Origin of the sequence: Chromohalobacter sp. 48-RD10 (assembly GCF_029889785.1) — a bacterium.
Taxonomy (GTDB): Bacteria; Pseudomonadota; Gammaproteobacteria; order Pseudomonadales; family Halomonadaceae; genus Chromohalobacter.
Map to the genome: position 1 here is coordinate 1 of NZ_JARANX010000025.1, position 22743 is coordinate 22743.

A 22743-nucleotide genomic window follows, 5' to 3' on the forward strand; every position below is an offset into this window, starting at 1 on the left:
GGGAGCCAACCGGAGCTGTGCCGCTCAACCCAGGAAAGTGCCAGGAAATCAAGCGTAACCAATGCGCGGCTTAGAACAAACTTTTTGGACAACTGGGTTGAAAACTACCGAGATGCCGAAGAAGCGGTTGAAGTTACGGCGTATCTGCGCTTCTGAATACCCCAGGTAATTGGCCAGTTCACGGATCGATGGGCTATCGCCTGACCGCTCATGCAGCCATATCTCGGCAGCCCGCATGGCATTGAGGCTAGTCGATAACGATGTCTCATACGCTGCCATACATACTTCCCCTTGGTTTTTTTGCAGCTTTATTGGTAAGTCATCTCTGACTCAACCTGTAAGATCAAGGTGATGATCGGAATTGCAAAGCCTGAAAGGGTGAGATCCCTAAGATGCTAAACAGCGAAATGATAGTACGAAATTCGAATGAAAAGCGTGGTTTATATAGAATATTTTATAATTTAACTAATAGTCAATTTTGTATATTGATTTCTCGTCAAGTAAGAGAAAATGGCCTTCTTTATTTCGTATAGGGTGGGGGATTGGGGTACGTTTATACGTTATTTTTTTGAATATTTGTATAAAAAACAGAGACTTATATTCGTCTTTATGTCAATAGATTTACGGATAAGAAGAAAAAAGATGTAAGGGAAATTTATCTTTTATTTCGGATATCTCTTATGTATAGATTCCCTAATGATCGAATGAGATGTGAAAGTTATCTTCTTCTGGCGGTAAGAGGGCTTCTTAAGCATTTCATTCAGGAGCATGGGCATGGACATCAATCTGCATAAAAAGGCCACCACGACACCCAAGATTCGTGCCGGGATCTAGGTGAAGCCCTCCAGCATCGACTGAAGAGCAGCAGAGACATCACCGACGTCTACGCTAAGGGGTAACTCGGGGTAAAGGATGACGGGCCTCATCTCGACGGCAGGAGGCCGCACGTATGATGAAGGGCATCAACAAGGCCGGGCCTTGGCTATGGTATCTCCTTGTGTTGGCTATCCTGCCGCTGGATGGGGCAGGAGTGGTCGAGGGGGACGTTCTAGTACCGTCTGCGACCGCGTCCAGCGCCATGCTCGTGGTGCCCGACGCGGTCGTTTCCCAGCGTCAATGGATCTGGAAGGCCTGCGCCCTGGCGTTGGCTGCACTGGTCATGGCGGGCCTCGCCATCTGGCTGGCGCGGTGGCGCAAACGCAAGCAACGTTTGAAGCGTCAGGCCCTGCGCAACGACCGTGTGACCGATCTGCCGGGGCGCGTGCTCCTTGAACGGCACCTGCAACGCTTCATGGACGACGTCTACGCCGTCTCGCTTTATTACTTGACGTTCGATGCCTTGCGTTACCTGCGCGCCCAGTTTGGGGTCCAATACGCCGATCTAGCGGCACAGAGCATTGCCGAGCGTCTGCGCGATACGTGCGGCGGCGTGTGTTATCCGGCGCGGCTCTCGGAAGACGTCTTCGTGGTCATGGCATCCGGTGCACACGATCCCAGCGCCATGGCCGCGCGTTATCAGGAAATGCTCTACGCGCCCATAGAGGTTCATGGCGTGCCACATCGGGTCGAGCCACGTATCGGGGTTGCCGTATCGCCTGAGCATGGCAAGACACCCGTGGCGCTGTTGCAAGCCGCGCAAGATGCCGCCGATCAGGTACTGGCCAGTGCCGGGACGGAACCGCAGCTATTCAAACCTGAGATGCTCAAGACCGCCGAGCGGCGGCGTTTCCTGGCGGAGACGCTGGCCGATGCCATGGAGCAGGAAGCCCCGTTCTTCGAGCTTTATCTGCAACCCCAGTACCGTCTCGCCACTCGACAACTGATGGGCGCCGAAGCCTTGATTCGCTGGCAGCACGACACCTTCGGCACTATATCGCCCGGTGAATTCATTCCCGTCGCCGAAGCCAGTCACCAGATCGTGCCGCTGGACGAAAAAGTCTTCGACGCCATGCTCGCCTGGTTGGCGCGTCACGAGCTGACGAATACGCAGAGCCTGGTATGGGCGATCAATCTGTCGATACGGCATTTCGACGACCACCGATTCAGTGACTGGTTACTGGAGCGCTGCGCGCATTACGGCGTTCCCCCGCAGTGTATCGAGCTTGAGGTCACCGAGCACGTCGCCACGGAGGACCTTTCTCAAGTGTGCCAAATCATGCGGATCTTGCGTCTGCACGGCTTCGGCCTGGTACTGGACGACTTCGGGGCCGGCTATACCTCGCTGCGTTTTCTCAAAGAGTTGCCGTTCACCAAGGTCAAACTCGATAAGGTCTATATCGATGCCATCGCCGAGGACGAGCGCAGCCAATTGCTGGTCAAGGGCATTATCGACCTGGCGCGGGGATTAGGGTTGACTGTTGTCGCCGAAGGGATAGAAACTCAGGAGCAAATGGATGTCCTGGGCGGAATGGGTTGCCCCGTTGGCCAGGGCTATCTACTAGGGCGGCCCCGGCCCGTCGAATCTTTCCTGTGGCGGCTGTCACAGCGCCAAGAAACGCCACCAGCGCGCACTGCGCGCACGCCTAGGCTTTGGACGACCATTCGGTGAGCGCGGCGCATATACAATCGCAGGGATTGAACTTTGCAGATTTGGCATCATCTATAGTGTTGGGCCGAGTCAACGCTACTTGATTCAGACTCCCTATTAACCAAGACCGTTTTTCTGCGTTACCTGAGCGTGATTCGTGGCCGTACGTCGAGCGTCTTCGTGAACCTTACCGGAGCCGCATTATCACACTTTTGAACCGTTACATCATGATTTCAATATTTCCATGAAAAATAACCGTCAAACCTCGTCACGCCACATGGATGAGCGTGAAAAACACCGCAAGTTTCGTGAACTCGATGACGCCTTCGCCTCGGCTCTCCAGGAGCTCGATAGTGGCGAGGCAAGCAATGAAGATGACGCGCCCCAAGAGCCGCCGTTCGAGGAGCGCCTCCAGGCGCTGATGCAGGAATACAGCCAATCCAGCCAGAGCGTCGCCACGCTGATGCGTACCATCGTCGAGCTAGGTCACTCATCAAGCGGGTCGCGGTAAAGCCTCGCTCGAGAGGCGTGGCTGCCGCTGTGGCAGTGAACGATGAGAAACTATTGACAGCGTCCCCGCAAAGGTCCAAGCTGCGAGGAGTAGGTTAGCAAGTGGCATACCGTCAGTAGTAATCGATGTCTTCGAGAGCCTGGTGTATCGCTAATTTGTTTTACCCACTGTAACTCGGGTAAATGCCCGGCAATAGAAAGCGCTACGCGCAAAGGATATCGAAAATGGCAACTGGTACAGTTAAGTGGTTCAACGACGCTAAAGGTTTCGGCTTCATCTCTCCTGAAGACGGCGGCGATGACCTCTTTGTCCACTTCTCCGAAATTCAGGCTGAAGGCTTCAAATCCCTGCAGGACGGCCAAAAGGTTTCTTTTGACGTCACTCAGGGCAAGAAAGGCCTCCAGGCGTCCAACGTCAAGGCCGATTGATTTCGCGCCTGATGATTTGAAGCCAATAGGCTTCGCATGACAGGGCCCGCTTCGGCGGGCCTTGTTGCGTTTGGGGTAATGGTCGATCAACGGCCTCGCGGCAGTGAATCCAGCCACCGACGTATACGCTTCTGGTGCCAGCGACGTGAGATCCGGAGGGTGTCGAACGTAGTGGGCACGATCAAGCAATCGTTATTCTTCTCGTCGGGATCGAGATCGCTCCTTTCCAGCATGAAGCACCGATACGCGCCCACGGGACGGTCCTCGTTGCCGTAGATCGCGACCAGTCTGATTTCCAGCATTCTCAGCGTTTCATCGGAGAGTATGAGCGAACTGCGATCGATATCGAGCTTATGCTCCTCGGCGGCGTGATCGATGATCTCCCTGAATGAGCAAACCTGATGATAATCGCCCGAATCCAGCGGCCCCTGGCGCGTGGCGTGCTCCTCGTTACTCTCTTCTTCTCTGTTTTCCGATCGGGTGTAATCGGTCAGATCGCACGTATATTCGCCTTTGGACGTATGCAGTACGCCCATGACATTCGAGACGAAGATCGCTTCTGAGCTCATATTGCTGATCAGGCACATGCCGTCCGGCGATTTGCTACGCCCGCGGTTGATGATGATGCGTGGCCGCCGTTGTCGCGCAAAGTTCAGGTAAAGAAGCTGCGCGTAGAATAGCCACACGATCAGGGTGAAAAAACTCGCGATCGCGCTCAGCCCGCCGCTATTATGGTTAAGCCATTCGAGCATTCCTTGCTCTCCTTATGGGTGATGGGTTAGTAAACAATAACGCCCTCTCTGGCGATATCGGCGACTTAGCCTAGCAAAATACGAAACGTATCTCGATGTGTACGCCATTTTGGCGCACGTTTGGGTAAAAGTGAGAAGACACAAAAGAGGTGCAGTATATTGACTGCACCTTCCCCCGAAGACCCATCCCCCGAAGAAGACAGCACCGAATCTCGTCAGAGGAATACAGCACGCTTCAACTTCCGCACGACGCAGCCCATGAAGGCCATGGCGACAGTCATACTGACGGCGGAGTAGCCGAAGGGGCGCGGATCAGTTGGCGCCGCCACCATCACGCTTGAGGCGCTTCACCCAGCGCTGCTTGGCGTATTTGCGCAGGTTCTCGACGTTGTCCGTCTCGTCGACGATATCCTGTCCGAGAATCGTCTCGATCACGTCTTCCATGGTGATCAAGCCCACCCAGGTGCCGTGCTCGTCGTAGACCACGCGCATATGCCCGTGATCCTTGAGCATCGCGGTGAACACCTGCTCAATGTTATCCGTTTCGTGCAGCGCCTCGATGGGGTGCATCAGCGCCTTCATGGTCTGCTCATCCTCGGCGTGATAAGTATCCGCCTTGTGGATGTAGCCAATCGCCTGCTCGCCGCCGTCCATCACCGGAAAGCGCGTGAACTGCATCTTGCCGTACTGCGCATCGAATTCCGCCACGCTGAGATCCGGCGTCACCGCCACACACACCGTGCGCGGTGTCATCACGCTCTTCACCCGAATCTCATGCAGATTGAGGATATTGACGATGGCGCGGACTTCGTCATTGTCCAGCGCCTTCTCATCCAGACCGATGCGCGCCAGCGCCTTGATTTCGCCGCGCATATCGACATCGTTCTGCGTGCTGCCGATACGGTGGGTGATCCGCTCGGAAAGCCATATGAACGGTGTCAGCAGCACGATCATCACCCGCAGAATCGGCGGCAGCAGCGGGGCGAGGGCTCGCCAATGGCTTGCGCCGATGGTCTTGGGAATGATCTCGGAAAATACCAGAATCGCCAGGGTCATCAGTGCCGAGGCAATCGCCACGTGCGCATCGCCGAACACCACCGCCACCTGCGCGCCCACGCCCGTCGCGCCCACGGTATGCGCGATGGTATTGAGCGTGAGGATCGCCGCCAGCGGACGGTCGATGTTGGACTTCAACCTGGAAAGCGAGGCATGCAGCTTCGGGCGATCATCCTTCAACTGCGCGATGTAACTCGGGGTCAGCGACAGCAGCGCCGCCTCGAGGATGGAACACAGAAATGAAAACCCGATGGAAAGCAGGGCAAAGGCCGCAAGGAGGACCATGAAGACTCTTGGTTGAGAATGGAGCGCTCATTTATCCAGTCCCGAAGAAGGCTGTCAATCCATGCGTGAGGCGTTTTTCGACGGTGAGTGGCGGGGTGGGTGTAGCGAGCCTTATCTATCGCTTTTTCCTTGTCAAAATTATTTATTGGGGGTACATTAAAGAAAGAAGGATAATCCAATGAGGTATGCCAATGATCGCGAAAAAAGACGATTCAAAGACTACTTGGATTGATCCCGATGATGCTCCAGAGCTCGACGACGATTGGTTTGAGGGAGCTTATCAGTACGAGGATGACAAGCTGGTCAAGCGTGGCCGTGGGCGACCGCCCCTGGCGCATAAGAAGATGCCGGTAAAGGTGCGGTATGACCAAGACGTTATCGACGCCTTCCGGGAATCCGGGCCTGGCTGGCAAACCCGCATGAACAAAGCCCTTCGCCAGTTTCTGGCCGAGCATGAAATCAGCGAGTTGGATAGGTAGCAGTGATTGGCGTAAGGCCGCTTGGTGGCCGCGCCGGGCATCGCTAGTGGAGCTTGCCGCCATTTTGAGTCGATTTTTAACCCTGAATGGGCGAGCGCAGGCATTTTTCAGGCAAAGCGTAGCTGAGCCGTCCAGTCACCGTGCCGACTAGCCACCCTATCCATGGTATGTCACGCGGGCTGTGAGAAGCTGCTCGGGCAGACGTCTTGCTCTAAACTGCAAGGAAATGAGTTTCGCTATAAATGAATACTTCACACCAAGAGGTGATCGGCATGCAAGCATCTCCTCCGATTGATAAGGAAACCTTGCGCGCAGAGCTCAAGCGCGAGCTGCGTTCCGACTTCCTGCAGGATATCCGCATCGAATCCGGCATCGATAGCTCCGGCGAAGAGGCGGTCTGGGTCTGGCTCGTCGTGGATGAAGGTGCGATGGGAAGCCAAAAAAACAAGAGCAAGGTCAAAGACATCAGGGAAAGCATCTACCGGACGTTTTCTGAACGCGCCCCCGGTGTCTTTCCTTATATCCGTTTAGAAAATCCCAAAGCCCAAGCATAGGAGGTCGTAAGTGTCGCTTTCACAAGACCTCCTTGAACAGGCACGTATTCTCGAACGCAAGGAACCCAAGCGTCCCAAGCAAGCTAGCCTACGTCGTGCGGTTTCTACAGCGTATTACGCTCTGTTCCACCGCCTGATCGATTTGTCGAGCCGTGAAATCGTGAGTGGGAGCGCTGATTGGGGATTACGGGAAGCCGTGGCGCGCTCCCTCAATCATGCGGACATGCGGAAAGTATGCAAAAGCATAGCGAGTCGCAATCCTCCTGCCCCCATGGCATCGCTATTGGGCCAGCCTCTTGAATTGGATAGCGGCTTACTGGCGGTATCGGAAGCCTTTGTCGACCTTCAACAAGCGAGACATGAAGCCGATTACGATCTAGCGAGGCGGTTTACGCGAGATGATGTCGCGGCGCTGGTTGACTTGGCGGAGGATGCATTTGCAGGCATCGATGCGTTGAAGCGCCGCAATACCCGACAATACCGCACCTTTATTCTCGCCTTGGCCTTTCACCCCAGTTGGTCGCGCGCCTGATACTCCCTTAGCAGCTCGATTCTTTTAGTTTTGTACGAACCAGGAAGCCCGATGACCGATTTCATTACCGACTCCACGCGCAATCGCCTCATCGAAGGCGTTCACGTCGCCGGGCAAGAAGTCATGGCGATCTACCGCCGCGACTTCGCCATCGAAGAAAAGGGTGACGCCAGTCCGCTCACCGAGGCGGACATGGCCTCGCATCATGCCCTGATCGGGCTGCTGGAAGCACTCACCCCCAAGGTGCCGATTCTCTCCGAGGAATCCGCCGAGATCCGTTACGAGACCCGTCAGACGTGGCAGCGTTACTGGCTGATCGACCCGCTGGACGGCACCAAGGAATTCATCAGCCACAACGGCGAATTCACGCTCAACGTCGCCCTGGTGGAAGACGGCGTGCCGGTGTTCGGCATCGTCCACGCGCCGGCGCTGGAAAGCGGTCCCGCGACCTGGTGGGGCCAGCAAGGGGAGGGCGCCTGCAAGCGCGAAAACGGCAGCGACGACCAACCGATTCACGCCCGCGCATTGCCCGATCCCGAGGCCGAACCCTGGAAGATCATCGGCAGCCGCCGCCATGGCGCCGAAATCTTCGAAGCCTTCTGCCAGCGCCTACCCGCGCATGAATGCGTCTCCATGGGCAGCTCGTTGAAGCTGTGCCTGGTCGCCGAAGGCAATGCCGATCTCTACCCGCGCCTCGCCCCCACCAGCGAATGGGACACCGCCGCCGCCCAAGCCGTCGTCACCGCCGCTGGTGGCCAAGTGCTCAATGTCGAGACGCTTGAACCGCTGCGCTGCAACCAACAAGACAGCGTGCTCAACCCGTTCTTCATCGTCTGCGGCCAGCGCGACCAACGCTGGGAAAACGCCCTGCGCGAAAGCATCGCCTAACCCGGGCCACGAGCGGCGGGATGCGGGCTACAATATTGCTCGAAGCTCGAAGCTCGAAGCTCGAAGCTCGAAGCCGCTCTTCACAGCGCCCCGAACCTGGCGCTCGAAGCCCGAAAAACTTGAACGGTCGCCTGCTGCGACAAACGACCCAAGGGGATGACAATGGCGGACGATATCCGCTGGCAACAGCGATTTGCCAATTACATCAATGCGTTTGCTCAACTGGAACAAGCTGTCGAGGCGTATGGCGACACGACGCTGGATATCATCAAGGAGGGTGTCATCCAGCGTTTCGAGTTCACTCACGAGCTCGCCTGGAAGGTGATGAAGGATTACCTGGAGCATGAAGGTATTCAAAACGTGACGGGATCACGCAGCGCAGCCCGGCATGCCTTCAACATCGGCCTGCTGGAAGACGGCCAAGCCTGGATGGATATGATAGAAACCCGTAACCATACGGTGCATGCGTATCGTCACAGCATCCTGGAAACTGAATTCAAGAACATCGTCGAACGCTACTATCCGGCATTGAAGCAGTTTCGAGAGACGATGGAGCGCCAACGATGACGTTTGGCTTGCCAGAGAATACGGTCGAGGCCATTCGTCGGGCACTGTCTGAATGCCCTGGCGTCGAAAAGGCCGTTATCTATGGATCGAGAGCCAAAGGCACGTTCCGCCCCGGCTCCGATATCGACCTGGCACTGTATGGTAATGTTTCCGAGGCTGATGTTTCCGCACTTATGGACCGCCTCGACGAGCTCAACACTCCTTATTTGTTCGACATCGTGCGTTATCACGATATCGATAATGAAGCCCTACGCGAGCATATCGAGAGGGTTGGCCAGAGATTCGATGCGATCCATTCACCGTATCACCCTCGCTAAAGCTGGCGGGATAACGCTGCCACGAGCAACGAGCCGAACGCCTTGCAGAGATGAACACCATGCGCCTGACTGACAGCCAACGACACACCATCCGGCAGCTCGTCACCGACGAGCTTGGTCCGGGCAGCACGGTAAAGCTTTTCGGCTCACGGCTGGATGATAGCGCCCGTGGCGGCGATATCGACCTGTTCGTTGAGGTTGACGCGCCGGTGGAGCATCCCGCACAGCTCGCCGCCCGGCTCAGTGTGCGTATCATGCGCGCCATGCACGGGCGCAAGGTGGATGTGCTGCTGAGTGCTCCGAATCTCAATGAGCAGACGATACACAAGCTGGCACGGGAACAAGGCGAGTGTCTATGAATAACAGTTCTATGAATGACAGTCCCATGAACGGCCGCCCTATGAACGACAATCTTGCGGAGCGCTTGCGCTTCCTGAAACGCGTGGTCGAGCGTGAGATCCACCATCTTCGCTACTCATCGGATCGCGTGTTTGCCGCGCCGTTCACCGAGGAACTTGCCGCCAGGCTGGGTGAAGATGAGGCATTGGCAGAGAAGCTGGAAGCCTACACCAGCCGATTCTGCCGACTTCAGGACACGACCGGCGATAAACTGCTTCCGCTTTGGCTACGTGCCCTGGGCGAGAAGACTGGGGCCGTTGCCGACAACCTGGATCGCGCCGAAAAGCTTGGTGTGCTCGATTCTGCCGACAAGTGGCTCGAGATTCGTCAGACACGTAATCAAATGATCCATGAATACATCGAATCCCCTCAGGTGCTGGCCGACGCGCTTAATACAGCACATGACTATCAGGAAACGCTCATGGCGTTTGCCCATGCCATGCTCAGTGATGCCAAGCGGAGAAACTTGCTTGAGTAAGCTGGCGCCGCGAGTTATTACGTAGCCGGCGCTCGAAGCCCGCCGCCTAGTACGAGATGCATCCAACGGTTCTTCGCTGGTTAGAGTAGACCAAAGGTACACGAGGAAAATTGATGATGAGTACCTCACTAGACCCTATCGTCTCGGAGTTCGAGACGCAGGAGCAAGCCGACCGTTACGACCGGTGGTTTCGTGAGCGCATTCAGCAAAGCCTCGACGACCCGCGCCCCAACGTCCCCCATGACGAAGCGATGGCGCGTATCCGGGCCATGATCGAGTCCAAGAAGCACCGGCATGCTAACGGTTGAGTGGCGTGCTTGGACGTACTCCACGCTCGCCGGGAATATCCCTAGCCGTCAACGGTGATGCACCGGGCTGGCGCTCCAGTTTCTCTCGCCTTCGACGGTCGTTACTGGTGTCCGGATTTAGTGGTTGATCGACACAGTCAAAGGGCGCCGTTGTGGCGCCCTACCCATAATCCATTTGGCTTGGGGAAATTTTCTCAAACCACGCTTACGCCAGCTTGGCGAAGCGCTCGATGTCCGGCTGGGCGCGGTGTTCGGCCTGCCACAAGTCGTAATCGCCTTGTACCGCCAGCCAGGTACGCGCCTGGCCGATGCCGGCCCGTTCCAGGCGAACGGCGAGGTCGGGGCTAATCGGCGCCCGCCCGTGTAGAATCCGTGACAGGGTTTCCCGCGCCAGCCCCAGACGGCGAGCCATTTCCGTTACGCTGATGTCCAGCGCTGGCAACACATCTTCGCGCAGCGTCTCACCGGGGTGCGGGGGATTGTGCATGTGGGCCATGTGTCACCTCAGACGCTTGGCGTGGTCGGTGCGAATTCCCTTGGTAGTGCCTGTTTCGAAGTTCAAAAGTTTTTCCATTAGATCAGCCCTCCTGAGCGTAGCTGCTCGCTGAACGGCACGCTCTGGCGCGATTCGAGTCGCACTAACATGTTCACGTCACTCCCAAGAACTTGAGTCTTTGGGAAGCAGCCCATTGGGATCATGGACCTTTAACATATCGTCCTCTTCCAGTGATTCAGGGTAGATGACCAAGTTGGTGCCAGCAGGATTGGCTTGCGAAGGGAAGAGAATGCCTGAACTGCCCGCAGCGAGGGCAATATCGCCGAGAAGCCAGGAAGGGGGCTCAATATGGTCGTTAAACCATAGTCTGCGCCAATCACAGTGGAGCTCTTGCCAGATCTCGTCCCAGTCCTCGTTGTACCCTCTGCTGAAGTCTACGACGTGGCGTATCCTGACTTCGTAGCTCACGATGAGCCCTGGCGGCATCAAACTTGAAAGCTGCTTGTATTCAGCCAACGCGGTGGCTTCTTCGAGAGCCAGGTAAAGTGCCGGTACCCCAGGGCGGTTCAGTCGACCACCATGCTCACCCGCACCGGCTCCGCTAGTAGGAGCGAATGCCCACCTAGGCACATGGACACGATAGGCCTCTGTTGGACACGATAGGCCTCTGTCTCAAACCGCAGGCGCTGGATCATCCGGTGACCCCGGCTTTAAGCGACTGTACATAGCGCACCAAGTCATCAGTGCGGCCAGCACTCACCAGTTGCTCGGGGGTTTGATAGTCGAAAGGCGGTATCGGCTCATTACGGAACCAGAATAGAGCGTCCGGCAAGTTGCCATTGATATCCGCAGCTACCCCCAGCACGCGGATGGCATCGCGTAGAAAGCTTTGCAGCTTTTCGGCCCCTTGGCCCCGAGTGATGGTGGATCGATGCACGTGGGCGCGGCTGGCAAGTGTCTGAATATCCATGCGCAGGGCACTGGCAAACAATCGTGGACTGATGACCGGCTCGCCTTCTGCACGTGCCGAGGCTTTCAGGTCCTCAACGAAACGTGCATACGATGCCGGTGCGTGATACTCAGCCGGGTCGGGCAAGGGGTCTTTCAGAACTTCAGCGGTCATGGGAAGCGCCTCGCAACGAATATGCTACGTAATTGCTACTTCCATGTAGCATAGCATTGTCGGTCATAGTGTGCAGGATGTGGGCGCTCGAGGCCCGCAGCCTATCCTTTCGCCCTGGGTGGCCTTCCCAGCAAAGGCTCCAGCGCTTGCAGGCAGGCGGCGATCTCCTCCTCGCTGTTGTAATGGCTCAGCGATAAGCGCGTGGCGGCCTTGTACCCGAACGGGGCGAGCAAGCGCTCGGCTTCGGGCGAGTGCAAGAGCTGGGCGCTGATTCCCGTGGCGGCGAGCCACTGCACCACCTCCCACGCCTCGATGCCTCGCACATTGAACGCCAGGGTGCCGTCTCGCCATCGCGCATGCGGCGCGCCGATCACCCGCACGCGGGGATGCCCCTGCAAGCCGCAGCGGGAAAGCGGGGGCGTGGTGGTGGTAGTGGTAATGGTGGCGCCCGTCGTCGGCATGCCATCATCGACGCCATGCAACAGGCAGTGCATCAAGGCCCGCTCATGGGCCCGAATGGCATCGCTCGCCGCCACCAGGCGCGGGCGCCGGGGAATGGCCGTGGAGAAATGCCCGCCCAGCCAATCCAGATACGCCACCCACTCGGTGATGCTCGCCAACGCCGCGGGCGCCTCGTCCCGATGCGGCGGCATCAAGCCGCTCGGCGGTGCATCGCGCATGGCGAGACACAACCGCCGCGACAGCCACGCAAATCCCTGCCGAGGGCGGCAGAAGAGCGCCTCCGACCCCACCACATAGGCATCGACTTCCCACAGAGCCACATCCAAAGGCCCATGCCCGGCATGATGCGCGCCCAGCACCAGGATGAAGCACGCCGGCGCGACCCGACGAATGGCGCTAGCGATGCCGGCCACATCCTGACGCATGCCGGTGACGGGGCAGGTATGCACGAGCGTGGCAACACGCGTCTCGGGTATTACGCAGCGGGCGTAATCGAGCGTTTCCAGCCGACCGGTCAGTGGATTCACCGGCACTGTGGTAGTGCTCAGCGCCCGCCGCCTGGCGTGCAACGCGATGGCCGTGGTCTCATCGCTGGACGCCAGCGCCGTGCTTACCACCTGGCTCTGCGGGGGAATCGCCTCCAGCGCTAGGCTCAATACCCGTGCCCAGCACTCATCCACGCTGGGCGCCCGCCACAAGCGGCCATGCGACGCGCCAAGCAACGTCTCGAGATCCTCCCAGCCGTGAGTGGCCACCGTTGCCTGAGCAGAATACCCCGGCGCATCCGCCTCCAACGGCGCCGGCAGGCTCGCAAGCTCCGCGCCCACCTGCACCGCCGCCTTCAAGGCCAGCGGCTCCCCGGCGGCGTTCAAGTGGATGCGCCTACCATCGACGGGGCAATGGTCGACGTAATAGAAGTGCGACCGCACCTGATTGAGCAACCGGGGCGGCAGGCTGATCGCCTGGTCACACGTTGCCGCGTGGGCGCCGTGCAGGCCATAGCGCATTGCATGTACCGGATCCGTCAACGCCATCCTCAACCGCTCCCTGAGAAAACGTAACCAAAAGTATTTAAAAAATAGTGACTATTGGTTAAGTTAAGCACATAGAGCCATCCGCTGCATTAGGTAAATGCGAATAAAGGCGCAGCTATTCCATAGAGCTTCCTGGTGAATAGGGTAATGCAATGTAAGTATTCATTAACATTGGGTTATTAAGGTAATTCCTGTAGCATCCGTAAGCTAAGAATTAAACAAGTGTTAATTAGCGCACCGCTCATGGGTCACGTTTCGGTTCCTTGAAAGGGCGCAATGCACCAAAGCGCTAAGGCCATACGCAATGGCCAACGCACAAAGCGCCGCAGGCTCTGCATCGCCTGGTGTGAGTGCGTGAGTCGTACCGGCCAACTGCAGGATGCCGGTCAAGGGAACAACGAAGGGCAGAACCACTATGGCAACGGAAAGCGTGCATAGCGCAAACGACGAAATCGACCTAGCGCAGCTAGTCAATCTATTGATCGACGGCTGGCAGCTCATCGTGGGTGCGGTTGTTGCCGCCTTGGTGCTGGCGGGGGCTTATCTAATGCTCACAACGCCGCAATATGAAGCGACGTTTCGTGCATCGCCCGCCGCTTCCTCCAACTTCTCGGGTATGAACCTGCTCTCAGGGTTTTCCGTGTCTCCACAAGACGCCTATACCACCTTGGGTAATCGGTTGAGCAGCTTTCAAAACTTCGAGCGTTATGTCGAGAACCACCGCGACGACTTCGAGATATCCGATGAGGCATCGCTGGCGCGTGTTTTTGCCAACCGGTTCGAGATTGCCGGGCTGACCTCGGACGTTAGCGGGTCCACCGAACTCAGCCTGACCTATCGCTACCCCGAAGGCGAGGCCGGCAACGAGAACCTCAATGGCTATATCGACGCCACGGCCGAGCGCGTATGGGAAGAACTCAAGAACCGCTTCGCGCGCGCCAACCAAGCGCAAATCGCAGCGCTCAATACGCGTGTGGATGTCGGCGAAGACAAACTCATCGCTGAGCGTGAGCACCGCCTCTTTGCCTTGAACAACGCCATCGATACGGCCCATGCGCTGGGAATCGAGTCGCCCACCACACCGCAGGAATTCGGTCAGCTCAATCCCAAAAAAGAAATTATCTACGCCAGCCTTTCGGGCAATGGGGCGCTCCCGCTCTACTTCATGGGTTATCAAACCCTCGAGGCCGAGCGTAAAACCCTCAAGGATCAAATGCGTGAAGGACTAAGCAATGGTTCGCTGCGTAATACTCGTGAAGAGCTCAACCAGCGTGCTCAGATCGCCGCCATGCTCAATAAGGACAGCTTCTATCCGCTTGAAGAGGGTGTCTCGAACTATCCCGATGAGCGCGTCGTCAACGTAATCGAGCGTGCCTATCCCGAGGATTCCCCCGTCAAACCTCGCACCACGTTGGTACTGGCATTGGCAATCATTCTCGGCGGTATGCTGGGTGTTATGGCGGTCTTCCTGCGTGTGGGGCTGGGATCGGTGCTTCACCAGCGTCGCCAAGCGTAATCCATGGCAAGTTATCTCATCGCGCCATGGCGTTGGCCATGGCGACGGGCCATCGTGTGCTTGATGAAGCGGCTGGCCACCCGCTGGCCCTGGCTGTTGCTGGCGTGGGGAATCGTCATGCTCATCGCGCTGGGTAGCGTTCTATTCACGCCGGCCACGTATCGGTATACCTCCGTCTATCACCTGGCGACGGCTCAGCAGCGTGACGCGCCAATGGGGACCATGGTGCTGGTGTCACCCGCACGGTTGGTGGGGTGGCTCCGGGCGGAGGGCATTCCCCAAGTGACCCGGCAGCGCCTCATGGCTTTGGAAGAAACGCAGTCGCCTTTCACGCTCGAGGCCACGCACCCTCCTGGCAGCACCTTGATCGTGCTTTCTTCAAAGGCACCGCGCCAACAAGGCATGAGCGTCGAAGCCTGGCATCAAGCGGCGATATCGCGCTTGGCAACGCGTGAGCAGCGCCTGTCGGCTCGTCATAAGCGTTACATCGAGCGTCAACTGGCCACCCAGCAAGCACTGATCAAAACGCTCAAGACGATGGGGCCTGGTGTCACCGGTGCGACGCTGCTATCCGCCGAGTGGCAGCGGCAATATTGGCAACTGCAGCGCGATACATGGCGGGACGGGCACATCAAGCGTGTGGCGGAGCGGAAGTCGTCGCCCTTGCCGCGCCAATGGGGCCTCGCCTGGCGGTGGGGAAGCATCGTGGCGTTGGTCATCACCGGGGTGATGCTTATCTTTCCTGAGCGCCGCAGGCGTCGCAACGGCGTGTCGTGACAAGACAATGTCGCCACCAGACGACAAGCGAAGCGGCCGAACACACAAAAAATCAACGTGTTGGTGGTAGAGAAGGGGGAAGGGGTCACATAGAATGGGGCGGCGTAACAAGGAAGGTTACGCGTTGCTGTCTCCTCGTACCGAGCGCCATCGACAACCGCGATGCCTTTACGGGCCGGGGGGTGAACCAGAATGGTGAGCGGCGCCTCTCGTTGCGTTGCATCTTATCCTGCTGGCTTCTCTCGACCGTTTAACCGCTTGGTGTGCCAAGCATCGCGCATATTCTATGCTAGGGCCTTGGGAAGCCGCCCGATGAATCCTAGGGCGGTAGCGTGCCCAAAGCATGACCTTTTTGGCGATTAGGGAAAACCGCGTAATGACACAACCGCCCGCCCCACAGAATCCCACGCCCGACCGGCGCTACGAACACGACGATGAAATCTCCCTGGTGGATCTCGCTGTCATCCCCATTCGCCGCTGGAAGGCCATGGCGGTCATCTTCATCGTCGTCGTGGCTCTGGCGGTGGCTTTCGCGCTGATGCAAACAGCACGTTATCAATACACCTCGCTCTATAGCGTGGCCGAGTACACTAATAGCAACGGTCAGCGAGTGGCCATCGAATCCGCAGCTTCTGTCGTCGCCAAGGCACAAAACCTCTACCTGGGGCAAGCCACGCGCAAGCTGCTGGAAAAACACGAGTTGGAATCTCTTCCATTCGATGTCAACGTTTCCAACCCCAGCAATACGTTGCTTTTGCAGCTGGACAGCGATGCGGCGGAAGAAAATCAATCCCTCGTCTCCGAGCTGCACCAGCAGATCATCGATAGCCTGCAACAAGACCAAGCGCAACTCGTCGAACGCCGGCATGATTCGCTGGAACGCCAACTGGCCTCCGCTAAGCAAGCGTTGGAAAGCGCGCAGCAGTCCGACAGCCCCAGCGCCGCTGAGCTGATTGCCACCTACTACAGACGCATTTCAGATATTGAAGGGCAGCTCAATGAACTGCGCGAAGGGGAGGTGACGCAACATGCGGTACAGAGCCTTTCTTCCACGGGCACAAATAAAAAGCTCATAGTCGTTTTGGGTATTGTGCTTGGAGGGATGTTGGCCGTTATGGGGGCATTTGTAATGCAGTTTTCTGGCTCGGTATGTCAAAGACTTCGTGATAGTAACGACTAAAAAGATCCAAAGGGGGGCTTGATTGCGTTTGCAATACCAAGTGTTAACCGCGGTATGCCCAAGTTGGCCGTGGTACCCAATACCCGATGGCAAGGTGCCGGAGCTCTGCCACAACAATGGCGTGGACTGGCGGATGCTTGAGGTGCCGCTACTCGATTAGGTCCGAATCGACGGCGTGGTGGCCGATCTGCGACATCAAGAACTTCTCGTTCCGGCTGGATGTGCTGATCGTGATTCGGACGCTCAAGTCCATGCTGATGGGAAATGGGGTGCGATAACCGCCTGCTTATCGCGACATCCCTGTAAAATCAATAGGTTGCAGAGATCGGTTTCGCCACCATGCGGCCTTGCTCCGCAAATTTGCGGGGCGTTTGGCGAAACGGGCTATCCCGCATTTTTGCGGTGCCGGCCCGTATATTTGTGGCCACCGGCACTCGGCCATTTCGCCAGTTTGCGGACCCAACCCGCAATCTTGCGGCGGCTTCCACGAAACCCACCATCCTCCATGTTGGCGGGCGCAGGCCGCAAGGATGGGAGACTGCTTTGCGCCCCGTGGGTCAGGGTCAAGTGTCATTAAAGTTTAATAAATGTATTTGGCGGTGGTCCTAGTGTTCCTCAATCGGTAAATCATCACTCCATGATGTTGAGGCGGAGGGCCTTTCTATTTTTCTCCATACCTGACAGATATTGCCATGAAATTCCTTATCACCGGTGGCGCAGGTTTTATCGGCTCAGCCGTGATTCGCCATATCATTGCCAACACCGTCGATAGTGTCGTTAATGTCGATAAATTGACTTACGCCGGCAACCTGGAGTCACTCGCTGAGGTTGAAGATGACTCTCGTTATGCCTTCGAGCCAGTGGATGTTTGTGATCGTGTTGGGCTGGAGAGAGTGTTCCACGAGTATCAGCCGGATGTGGTCATGCACCTAGCCGCCGAGAGCCATGTAGACCGTTCTATTGATGGCCCGGCAACCTTTATTGAAACGAACATCGTCGGAACTTACACCTTGTTGGAAGTGGCCCGAGCCTATTGGACCGACCTTGATGCCGATCGCCGCGATGCCTTTCGCTTCCACCATATCTCCACCGACGAGGTATACGGCGATCTGGAAGGGCCGGAGGGGCTGTTCACCGAGGAAACCTCCTATGCGCCCAGTTCGCCATACTCCGCCAGCAAGGCCAGCTCGGACCACTTGGTGCGTGCTTGGCAACGCACCTACGGGCTGCCCACGCTGATCACCAACTGCTCCAACAACTACGGGCCCTATCACTTCCCTGAGAAGCTGGTCCCACTGATGATCCTCAATGCCCTGGAAGGTAAGGCGTTGCCGGTCTACGGCAAGGGCGAGCAGATTCGCGACTGGCTCTACGTGGAAGACCACGCCCGTGCCCTGTACAAGGTAGTGAGGGAAGGCAAGGTAGGGGAGACCTACAACATAGGTGGTCATAACGAAAAGCAGAACATTGAGGTAGTAAACACCATCTGTACGTTACTTGATGAGCTGGCTCCGTCTCAGTACTCGCCCTATGCCCAGCTGATCAACTATGTGGCAGATCGCCCTGGCCACGACCTGCGCTACGCCATTGACGCTGACAAGATCGAGCGTAAACTAGGGTGGCGGCCGGAAGAGACCTTTGAAAGTGGTGTCCGCAAGACGGTCGAGTGGTATCTCGAACATCTTGAGTGGTGCCGTCGTGTGCAGGATGGCAGCTACCAGCGTGAACGTCTGGGTACAGGGGATATGGTGTGAAGATTCTGCTGCTGGGCAAAAATGGTCAGGTCGGCTGGGAGCTTCAGCGCTCTCTGGCGCCGCTGGGCGAGCTGATCGCTCTGGATCGCCATGGCCGCGATGGCCTGAGCGGTGACCTGGCTGACCTCGATGGCCTGCGTCGCACCGTGCGTGAACTCAAGCCGGCGGTGATCGTCAACGCCGCGGCCTATACCGCAGTGGATCGAGCCGAGGAAGAGCATGAGCTGGCGGCTTGCCTCAATGGCGATGCCCCCGGCGTGTTGGCGGAGGAAGCCAAGGCGCTGGGGGCGCTATTGGTGCACTACTCCACCGACTACGTCTTCGATGGCAGCGGCAATGTGCCTTGGAAGGAAAGTGACGCACCGGCGCCAGTGAATCATTACGGTGCCAGCAAGCTTGTCGGCGAGCGCCATATTCAGGCTTCTAGCTGTAGGCACCTGATCTTCCGTACCAGCTGGGTCTATGCGGCTCGTGGTGGAAATTTCCTGGCCACCATGACCAAGCTGATGCGCGAACGCGATGCCCTCCAGGTGATCGACGATCAGGTGGGATCCCCTACGGGTGCCGAGTTGATCGCCGATGTGACGGCCCACGCGATATTCCAGGCGCTGGGCGATACCGCAAAAGAAGGTCTCTATCATCTGGCCGCCGGTGGCGAGACCAGCTGGCATGGCTTTGCTAGTTTCATCGCCGAGTGGCTGCAAGGGCAGGGTAGCGAGATCCAGGCCACGCCGGAGCGCATTGCAGCGATTTCCACCGCCGAATGGCCCACCCCGGCGGTGCGGCCGATCAACTCCCGGCTCGACACCACCAAGCTCGAGCGCACCTTCGGCCTAACCCTGCCGCCCTGGCAGCATGGCGGCGCTCGCGTTCTACATGAAACCCAGCGCTAGGCACTGAACAGCTCTTCGTAGGAGCGCACGGTTCGACGCCTCGACTTGCTGCGCGATCCATAGTGTAGCGATAGCCTAAAGCTGAACATGGAAAGGAAGCATTATGGCACGCAAAGGTATCATTCTCGCCGGCGGCTCCGGCACGCGCCTTTATCCCATCACTAAAGGCATCTCCAAGCAGCTGCTGCCGATCTACGACAAACCGATGGTCTACTATCCGCTCTCGGTGCTGATGCTGGCGGGTATCCAGGAGATCCTGATCATTACCACGCCTGAAGATCAGGAAGGCTTCCAACGCCTGCTGGGGGACGGCAGCCAGTTTGGCATCTCTCTCAGCTACGCGGCTCAGCCAAGCCCCGATGGTCTGGCCCAGGCCTTTATCATCGGCGAGCAGTTCATCGGCAATGATCCAGTGTGCCTGGTGCTCGGCGACAACATCTATCACGGCCAGGGGCTCTCCAAGCAGCTGCAGTCGGCCAGTGCCCGCACCAGCGGCGCCACGGTGTTCGGCTACCAGGTCACCGATCCCGAGCGCTTCGGCGTGGTGGAATTCGATGCCGACCAACGCGCCATTTCGATCGAAGAGAAGCCCGAGAAACCCAAGTCACGCTACGCGGTGACTGGCCTTTACTTCTACGACAACGACGTGGTGGAGACCGCCAAGGCGGTGCAGCCCTCGCACCGCGGAGAACTGGAAATCACTAGCGTCAACCAGGCCTACTTGGATCGCGGCGATCTCAACGTCGAATTGCTCGGGCGTGGTTACGCCTGGCTGGATACCGGAACATTTGACTCGCTGCATGAGGCCTCGGGCTTCATCGAGACCCTGGAGAAGCGCCAGGGCTTGAAGGTGGCCTGCCTGGAAGAAGTGGCCTATCGCATGGGCTATATCACCCGCGACCAGTTGCTGGCCCAGGCCGACGAGCTGAAGAAGAACAGCTACGGCGCCTACCTCAAGCAACTCGCCGAACAGGAGGCCTGAGCCGAATGGACGTGATCGAGACCCCCATCCCCGACGTCAAGCTGATCAAGCCCAAGGTGTTCGGCGACGAGCGCGGCTTTTTCATGGAGACTTGGAACGCCCAGGTATTCGCCGAGGCCGGCATCGACGCCACCTTCGTTCAGGACAACCACAGCCGCTCGGTACAGCACACCCTGCGCGGGCTGCATTATCAGATCCGCCAGCCCCAAGGTAAGCTGGTGCGCGTTACCCGCGGCGAGGTGTTCGACGTGGCGGTAGACCTGCGCAAAAGCTCACCCACCTTTGGCCAATGGGTGGGGGAGGTGCTCACCGAAAAAAACCAGCACCAGCTTTGGGTGCCACCCGGTTTTGCCCACGGCTTCTACGTGATGAGCGACACCGCGGACTTCCAGTACAAGTGCACGGACTTCTACGCTCCCAAGCACGAACGCAGCATTCGCTGGGATGACTCAACTCTTGCGATCGACTGGCCGATCACAGCTGATCCGTTGGTCTCCGACAAGGATCGCCAAGGTACGTGGTTCAAGCAGGCGGAGTGTTTCGAGTGACCCCCATATTGCAGCGCTTCTATGCCCTCAGGCGTGGCAATGGCCTCAAGGCGCAGCTCGTGCGGGGCGCTTTGGGGGTTGGCGGGCTCAAGTTGCTCTCCTTGCCGCTCACTATGGTCGCCTCCATTCTCCTGGCCCGCGGGTTGGGGCCGGATGGTTATGGCCAATACACATTCGTGATGGCGGTAATCGCCCTTTTAGCCCTGCCTATCGGGCCGGGGCTAGGGCAGCTCATTACCCGGGAAGTAGCGAAGTACCAACACGGTGAGCAGTGGGGCCTGTTTCGCGGTTTGCTGAGGCGTACCCATCAATGGGCTTTGGTGGGGTCGATTTTAATGGCAGCTATTATCGCCGTGCTGGCGGCGCGTAACGCGAGCTGGGGGGGAGACGACCGTTGGTCGCTGCTGCTGCTCGCTACGCTGATGCTACCTCTATTGGGACTAAATGCATTGCGGGCCAGCACATTGCGTGGTCTGCGCAATGTCTTCTACGCACAGCTTCCCGAGCTGCTGGCCCGGCCTGGGCTGCACCTGGTTATTGCCGGTGGGCTGCTGTTGACGGGCATGCTCAACCCCGCTACTGCGCTTGCCAGCCAGATCTGTGCCACAGGCCTGGCCTTCTTGGTCGGGGCAATGTTCCTGCGGCGCCTGCGACCGGCCGAGGTGAGTCAGGCCCGGTTGGACTACCGGCACGGTGAATGGGGGCGAGCGCTGCTGCCCTTCACCTTGCTGGCGGCGGTGGGCACCCTCAATGGCCAGATCGGTATCCTGGCACTCGGCTGGCTGGGCACCGATGAAGATGTTGCCGCCCTCCAGGTGGCGATGAAGGGCTCGATGCTGGTGGTGCTGTCACTGACCATCGTCAATATGATGATTGGCCCGTACATCACGCGCGCCTATCGGGAGAACGACAAGCTTCGCCTGCAACAGTTGTCGCGGCAGTCGGCTCGTGCAGCGCTAGTCGTGGCCATGCCCATCGCATTGCCGCTGATCTTGTGGGGCGGGCCGCTGATTCATCTGGTGTATGGCGAGTCCTATGCGGATACGGCCACATGGCCGTTGGCCATCTTGGGGGTTGGGCAGCTAGTAAATGTCGCGTTCGGTTCAGTTGGTTTGTTATTACTTATGTGTGGGCACGAGAGGGATTCTCTCACGGGACAAGTTCTTGGTCTGTGCATCAATCTGACGCTGGCCCTTGTGCTTATCCCTCGGTACGGAGTAACTGGCGTCGCATTGGCGACTAGCGTGGGTATCGTGGTTTGGAATGGGTTCCTGGCTTATCGCTGTGTTAAAAGGCTTGGCTTCAGACCTTCCGTTATTTAATGTTTTAGGTTGAGCCTCTGAGTTAGCCAGATATGCAGGATTTTCAGTATGATAAACAAGATTAAGTTTTTACATCGGATTATTGATGGTTCGCTAAAGTTTAAGAATAAGGAGGTTGACTTCCTGATCGGGGGGGTGCAGAAAGGTGGCACAACAGCTTTAGATTCTTATCTGAGGACTCATTCGGAAGTGTGCCTTGCGGAAGTGAAAGAAGTTCACTTTTTTGACAACGAATTTGTTTTTCGTTTTCCTGGCTTTGTGAGGGATGCTTGGTATCAGTCCTACTTTCATGATTGCGAATCCAATATTCGAAAAGGGGAGTCGACACCTATTTATCTTTGGTGGCACAATGCCATGAAAAGGATTTACGACTACAATCCAAAAGTGAAGCTGGTTTTTATTTTTCGTGATCCGGTGTCGCGGGCTTACAGTCATTGGAACATGGAAGTCCAGAGAGGGAATGAGGGCGGTCTCAATGACCAAGTGCAACACGTAACCCATCAGGTACCGTGTTGCCATGAACTACTGCTATCGCCACCTTACTGCTGAAGACCGAGCTGCCATCATGATGATGC

General features: G+C 57.5%; 26 protein-coding genes and 1 pseudogene. 21 read left to right on the top strand and 6 right to left on the bottom strand.

The window, feature by feature from the left end:
• Nucleotides 1-949: 949 nt before the first annotated feature.
• From OP496_RS15050 to OP496_RS15060, 3 genes are all read left to right on the top strand, one after another.
• The gene (locus OP496_RS15050; protein ID WP_280564576.1) at nucleotides 950-2548 is read left to right on the top strand and encodes a bifunctional diguanylate cyclase/phosphodiesterase; all 1599 of its coding nucleotides are present in this window, start codon (nucleotides 950-952) and stop codon (nucleotides 2546-2548) included.
• Between the two features lie 223 nt (nucleotides 2549-2771).
• Nucleotides 2772-3038 carry a hypothetical protein gene (locus OP496_RS15055; RefSeq protein WP_280564577.1) on the top strand — a complete coding sequence of 89 codons (267 nt, stop codon included), beginning with the start codon at nucleotides 2772-2774 and terminating at the stop codon, nucleotides 3036-3038.
• Between the two features lie 224 nt (nucleotides 3039-3262).
• The gene (locus OP496_RS15060) at nucleotides 3263-3466 is read left to right on the top strand and encodes a cold-shock protein (RefSeq protein WP_280564578.1); all 204 of its coding nucleotides are present in this window, start codon (nucleotides 3263-3265) and stop codon (nucleotides 3464-3466) included.
• Nucleotides 3467-3552: 86 nt separating this feature from the next.
• On the opposite strand, the gene OP496_RS15065 is transcribed toward OP496_RS15060, so the two are convergent.
• Together OP496_RS15065 and OP496_RS15070 are read right to left on the bottom strand one after the other, a co-directional pair.
• Nucleotides 3553-4218 carry a hypothetical protein gene (locus tag OP496_RS15065; RefSeq protein WP_280564579.1) on the bottom strand — a complete coding sequence of 222 codons (666 nt, stop codon included), beginning with the start codon at nucleotides 4216-4218 and terminating at the stop codon, nucleotides 3553-3555.
• A gap of 312 nt (nucleotides 4219-4530) precedes the next feature.
• Nucleotides 4531-5559, bottom strand: a complete 1029-nt coding sequence (locus tag OP496_RS15070) for a CNNM domain-containing protein (protein WP_280564580.1) — start codon at nucleotides 5557-5559, stop codon at nucleotides 4531-4533.
• A 191-nt stretch (nucleotides 5560-5750) separates the two neighbouring features.
• On the opposite strand from OP496_RS15070, the gene OP496_RS15075 reads away from it, so the two are divergent.
• The 9 genes from OP496_RS15075 to OP496_RS15115 all read left to right on the top strand — a co-directional run bounded on the left by OP496_RS15075 (nucleotide 5751) and on the right by OP496_RS15115 (nucleotide 10081).
• Entirely contained in the window at nucleotides 5751-6038 is a 288-nt protein-coding gene (locus tag OP496_RS15075) for a BrnA antitoxin family protein (protein WP_280564582.1), read from the top strand.
• Nucleotides 6039-6280: 242 nt separating this feature from the next.
• Complete coding sequence (locus tag OP496_RS15080; protein WP_035412599.1) at nucleotides 6281-6592, top strand: hypothetical protein; 312 nt, start codon at nucleotides 6281-6283, stop codon at nucleotides 6590-6592.
• A gap of 10 nt (nucleotides 6593-6602) precedes the next feature.
• Nucleotides 6603-7124, top strand: coding sequence for a hypothetical protein (locus OP496_RS15085; protein WP_075370440.1), 522 nt, complete (start codon nucleotides 6603-6605; stop codon nucleotides 7122-7124).
• Nucleotides 7125-7175: 51 nt separating this feature from the next.
• Nucleotides 7176-8012, top strand: coding sequence for a 3'(2'),5'-bisphosphate nucleotidase CysQ (cysQ, locus tag OP496_RS15090; protein ID WP_280564585.1), 837 nt, complete (start codon nucleotides 7176-7178; stop codon nucleotides 8010-8012).
• A 162-nt stretch (nucleotides 8013-8174) separates the two neighbouring features.
• The gene (locus tag OP496_RS15095; protein WP_075370442.1) at nucleotides 8175-8579 is read left to right on the top strand and encodes a nucleotidyltransferase substrate binding protein; all 405 of its coding nucleotides are present in this window, start codon (nucleotides 8175-8177) and stop codon (nucleotides 8577-8579) included.
• Nucleotides 8576-8896 (top strand): nucleotidyltransferase domain-containing protein, encoded by a 321-nt coding sequence (locus OP496_RS15100; RefSeq protein WP_075370443.1) that lies wholly within the window; start codon nucleotides 8576-8578, stop codon nucleotides 8894-8896. The genes OP496_RS15095 and OP496_RS15100 overlap by 4 nt, the downstream gene beginning before the upstream one ends.
• Nucleotides 8897-8955: 59 nt before the next feature.
• Nucleotides 8956-9255: a nucleotidyltransferase domain-containing protein gene (locus OP496_RS15105; RefSeq protein ID WP_246921015.1), complete on the top strand. Its 300-nt coding sequence runs from the start codon at nucleotides 8956-8958 to the stop codon at nucleotides 9253-9255.
• The gene (locus OP496_RS15110; RefSeq protein ID WP_246921014.1) at nucleotides 9252-9773 is read left to right on the top strand and encodes a hypothetical protein; all 522 of its coding nucleotides are present in this window, start codon (nucleotides 9252-9254) and stop codon (nucleotides 9771-9773) included. The genes OP496_RS15105 and OP496_RS15110 overlap by 4 nt, the downstream gene beginning before the upstream one ends.
• A 116-nt stretch (nucleotides 9774-9889) precedes the next feature.
• Nucleotides 9890-10081, top strand: a complete 192-nt coding sequence (locus tag OP496_RS15115; protein ID WP_246921012.1) for a stability determinant — start codon at nucleotides 9890-9892, stop codon at nucleotides 10079-10081.
• 205 nt (nucleotides 10082-10286) lie between these two features.
• On the opposite strand, the gene OP496_RS15120 is transcribed toward OP496_RS15115, so the two are convergent.
• The 4 genes and pseudogenes from OP496_RS15120 to OP496_RS15135 all read right to left on the bottom strand — a co-directional run bounded on the left by OP496_RS15120 (nucleotide 10287) and on the right by OP496_RS15135 (nucleotide 13196).
• On the bottom strand, nucleotides 10287-10577 hold the full coding sequence (locus tag OP496_RS15120) for a HigA family addiction module antitoxin (RefSeq protein ID WP_280564586.1): 291 nt from the start codon (nucleotides 10575-10577) through the stop codon (nucleotides 10287-10289).
• A 156-nt stretch (nucleotides 10578-10733) separates the two neighbouring features.
• Nucleotides 10734-11210: pseudogene (locus OP496_RS15125) on the bottom strand (RES family NAD+ phosphorylase); the annotation flags it as partial.
• A 58-nt stretch (nucleotides 11211-11268) separates the two neighbouring features.
• On the bottom strand, nucleotides 11269-11700 hold the full coding sequence (locus tag OP496_RS15130) for a DUF2384 domain-containing protein (protein ID WP_075370550.1): 432 nt from the start codon (nucleotides 11698-11700) through the stop codon (nucleotides 11269-11271).
• Between the two features lie 101 nt (nucleotides 11701-11801).
• Nucleotides 11802-13196 carry an aminotransferase class V-fold PLP-dependent enzyme gene (locus OP496_RS15135; RefSeq protein WP_280564587.1) on the bottom strand — a complete coding sequence of 465 codons (1395 nt, stop codon included), beginning with the start codon at nucleotides 13194-13196 and terminating at the stop codon, nucleotides 11802-11804.
• Nucleotides 13197-13611: 415 nt separating this feature from the next.
• Between OP496_RS15135 and OP496_RS15140 the strand changes: the two genes are divergently transcribed.
• From OP496_RS15140 to OP496_RS15180, 9 genes are all read left to right on the top strand, one after another.
• The gene (locus OP496_RS15140) at nucleotides 13612-14712 is read left to right on the top strand and encodes a Wzz/FepE/Etk N-terminal domain-containing protein (RefSeq protein WP_280564588.1); all 1101 of its coding nucleotides are present in this window, start codon (nucleotides 13612-13614) and stop codon (nucleotides 14710-14712) included.
• Between the two features lie 3 nt (nucleotides 14713-14715).
• The gene (locus tag OP496_RS15145) at nucleotides 14716-15489 is read left to right on the top strand and encodes a hypothetical protein (RefSeq protein WP_280564589.1); all 774 of its coding nucleotides are present in this window, start codon (nucleotides 14716-14718) and stop codon (nucleotides 15487-15489) included.
• Nucleotides 15490-15865: 376 nt separating this feature from the next.
• Nucleotides 15866-16669, top strand: a complete 804-nt coding sequence (locus OP496_RS15150) for a lipopolysaccharide biosynthesis protein (protein WP_280564590.1) — start codon at nucleotides 15866-15868, stop codon at nucleotides 16667-16669.
• 692 nt (nucleotides 16670-17361) lie between these two features.
• Complete coding sequence (gene rfbB, locus OP496_RS15155; RefSeq protein ID WP_280564591.1) at nucleotides 17362-18423, top strand: dTDP-glucose 4,6-dehydratase; 1062 nt, start codon at nucleotides 17362-17364, stop codon at nucleotides 18421-18423.
• Nucleotides 18420-19316 carry a dTDP-4-dehydrorhamnose reductase gene (rfbD, locus tag OP496_RS15160; protein ID WP_280564592.1) on the top strand — a complete coding sequence of 299 codons (897 nt, stop codon included), beginning with the start codon at nucleotides 18420-18422 and terminating at the stop codon, nucleotides 19314-19316. The genes rfbB and rfbD overlap by 4 nt, the downstream gene beginning before the upstream one ends.
• Nucleotides 19317-19419: 103 nt before the next feature.
• Nucleotides 19420-20298 carry a glucose-1-phosphate thymidylyltransferase RfbA gene (rfbA, locus tag OP496_RS15165; protein WP_280564593.1) on the top strand — a complete coding sequence of 293 codons (879 nt, stop codon included), beginning with the start codon at nucleotides 19420-19422 and terminating at the stop codon, nucleotides 20296-20298.
• A gap of 5 nt (nucleotides 20299-20303) precedes the next feature.
• On the top strand, nucleotides 20304-20846 hold the full coding sequence (gene rfbC / locus OP496_RS15170; RefSeq protein WP_280564594.1) for a dTDP-4-dehydrorhamnose 3,5-epimerase: 543 nt from the start codon (nucleotides 20304-20306) through the stop codon (nucleotides 20844-20846).
• Complete coding sequence (locus tag OP496_RS15175; RefSeq protein ID WP_280564595.1) at nucleotides 20843-22168, top strand: flippase; 1326 nt, start codon at nucleotides 20843-20845, stop codon at nucleotides 22166-22168. Before rfbC ends, OP496_RS15175 begins: the two co-directional genes overlap by 4 nt.
• Nucleotides 22169-22216: 48 nt before the next feature.
• Nucleotides 22217-22717, top strand: coding sequence for a sulfotransferase domain-containing protein (locus OP496_RS15180; RefSeq protein WP_280564596.1), 501 nt, complete (start codon nucleotides 22217-22219; stop codon nucleotides 22715-22717).
• Nucleotides 22718-22743: the final 26 nt, after the last annotated feature.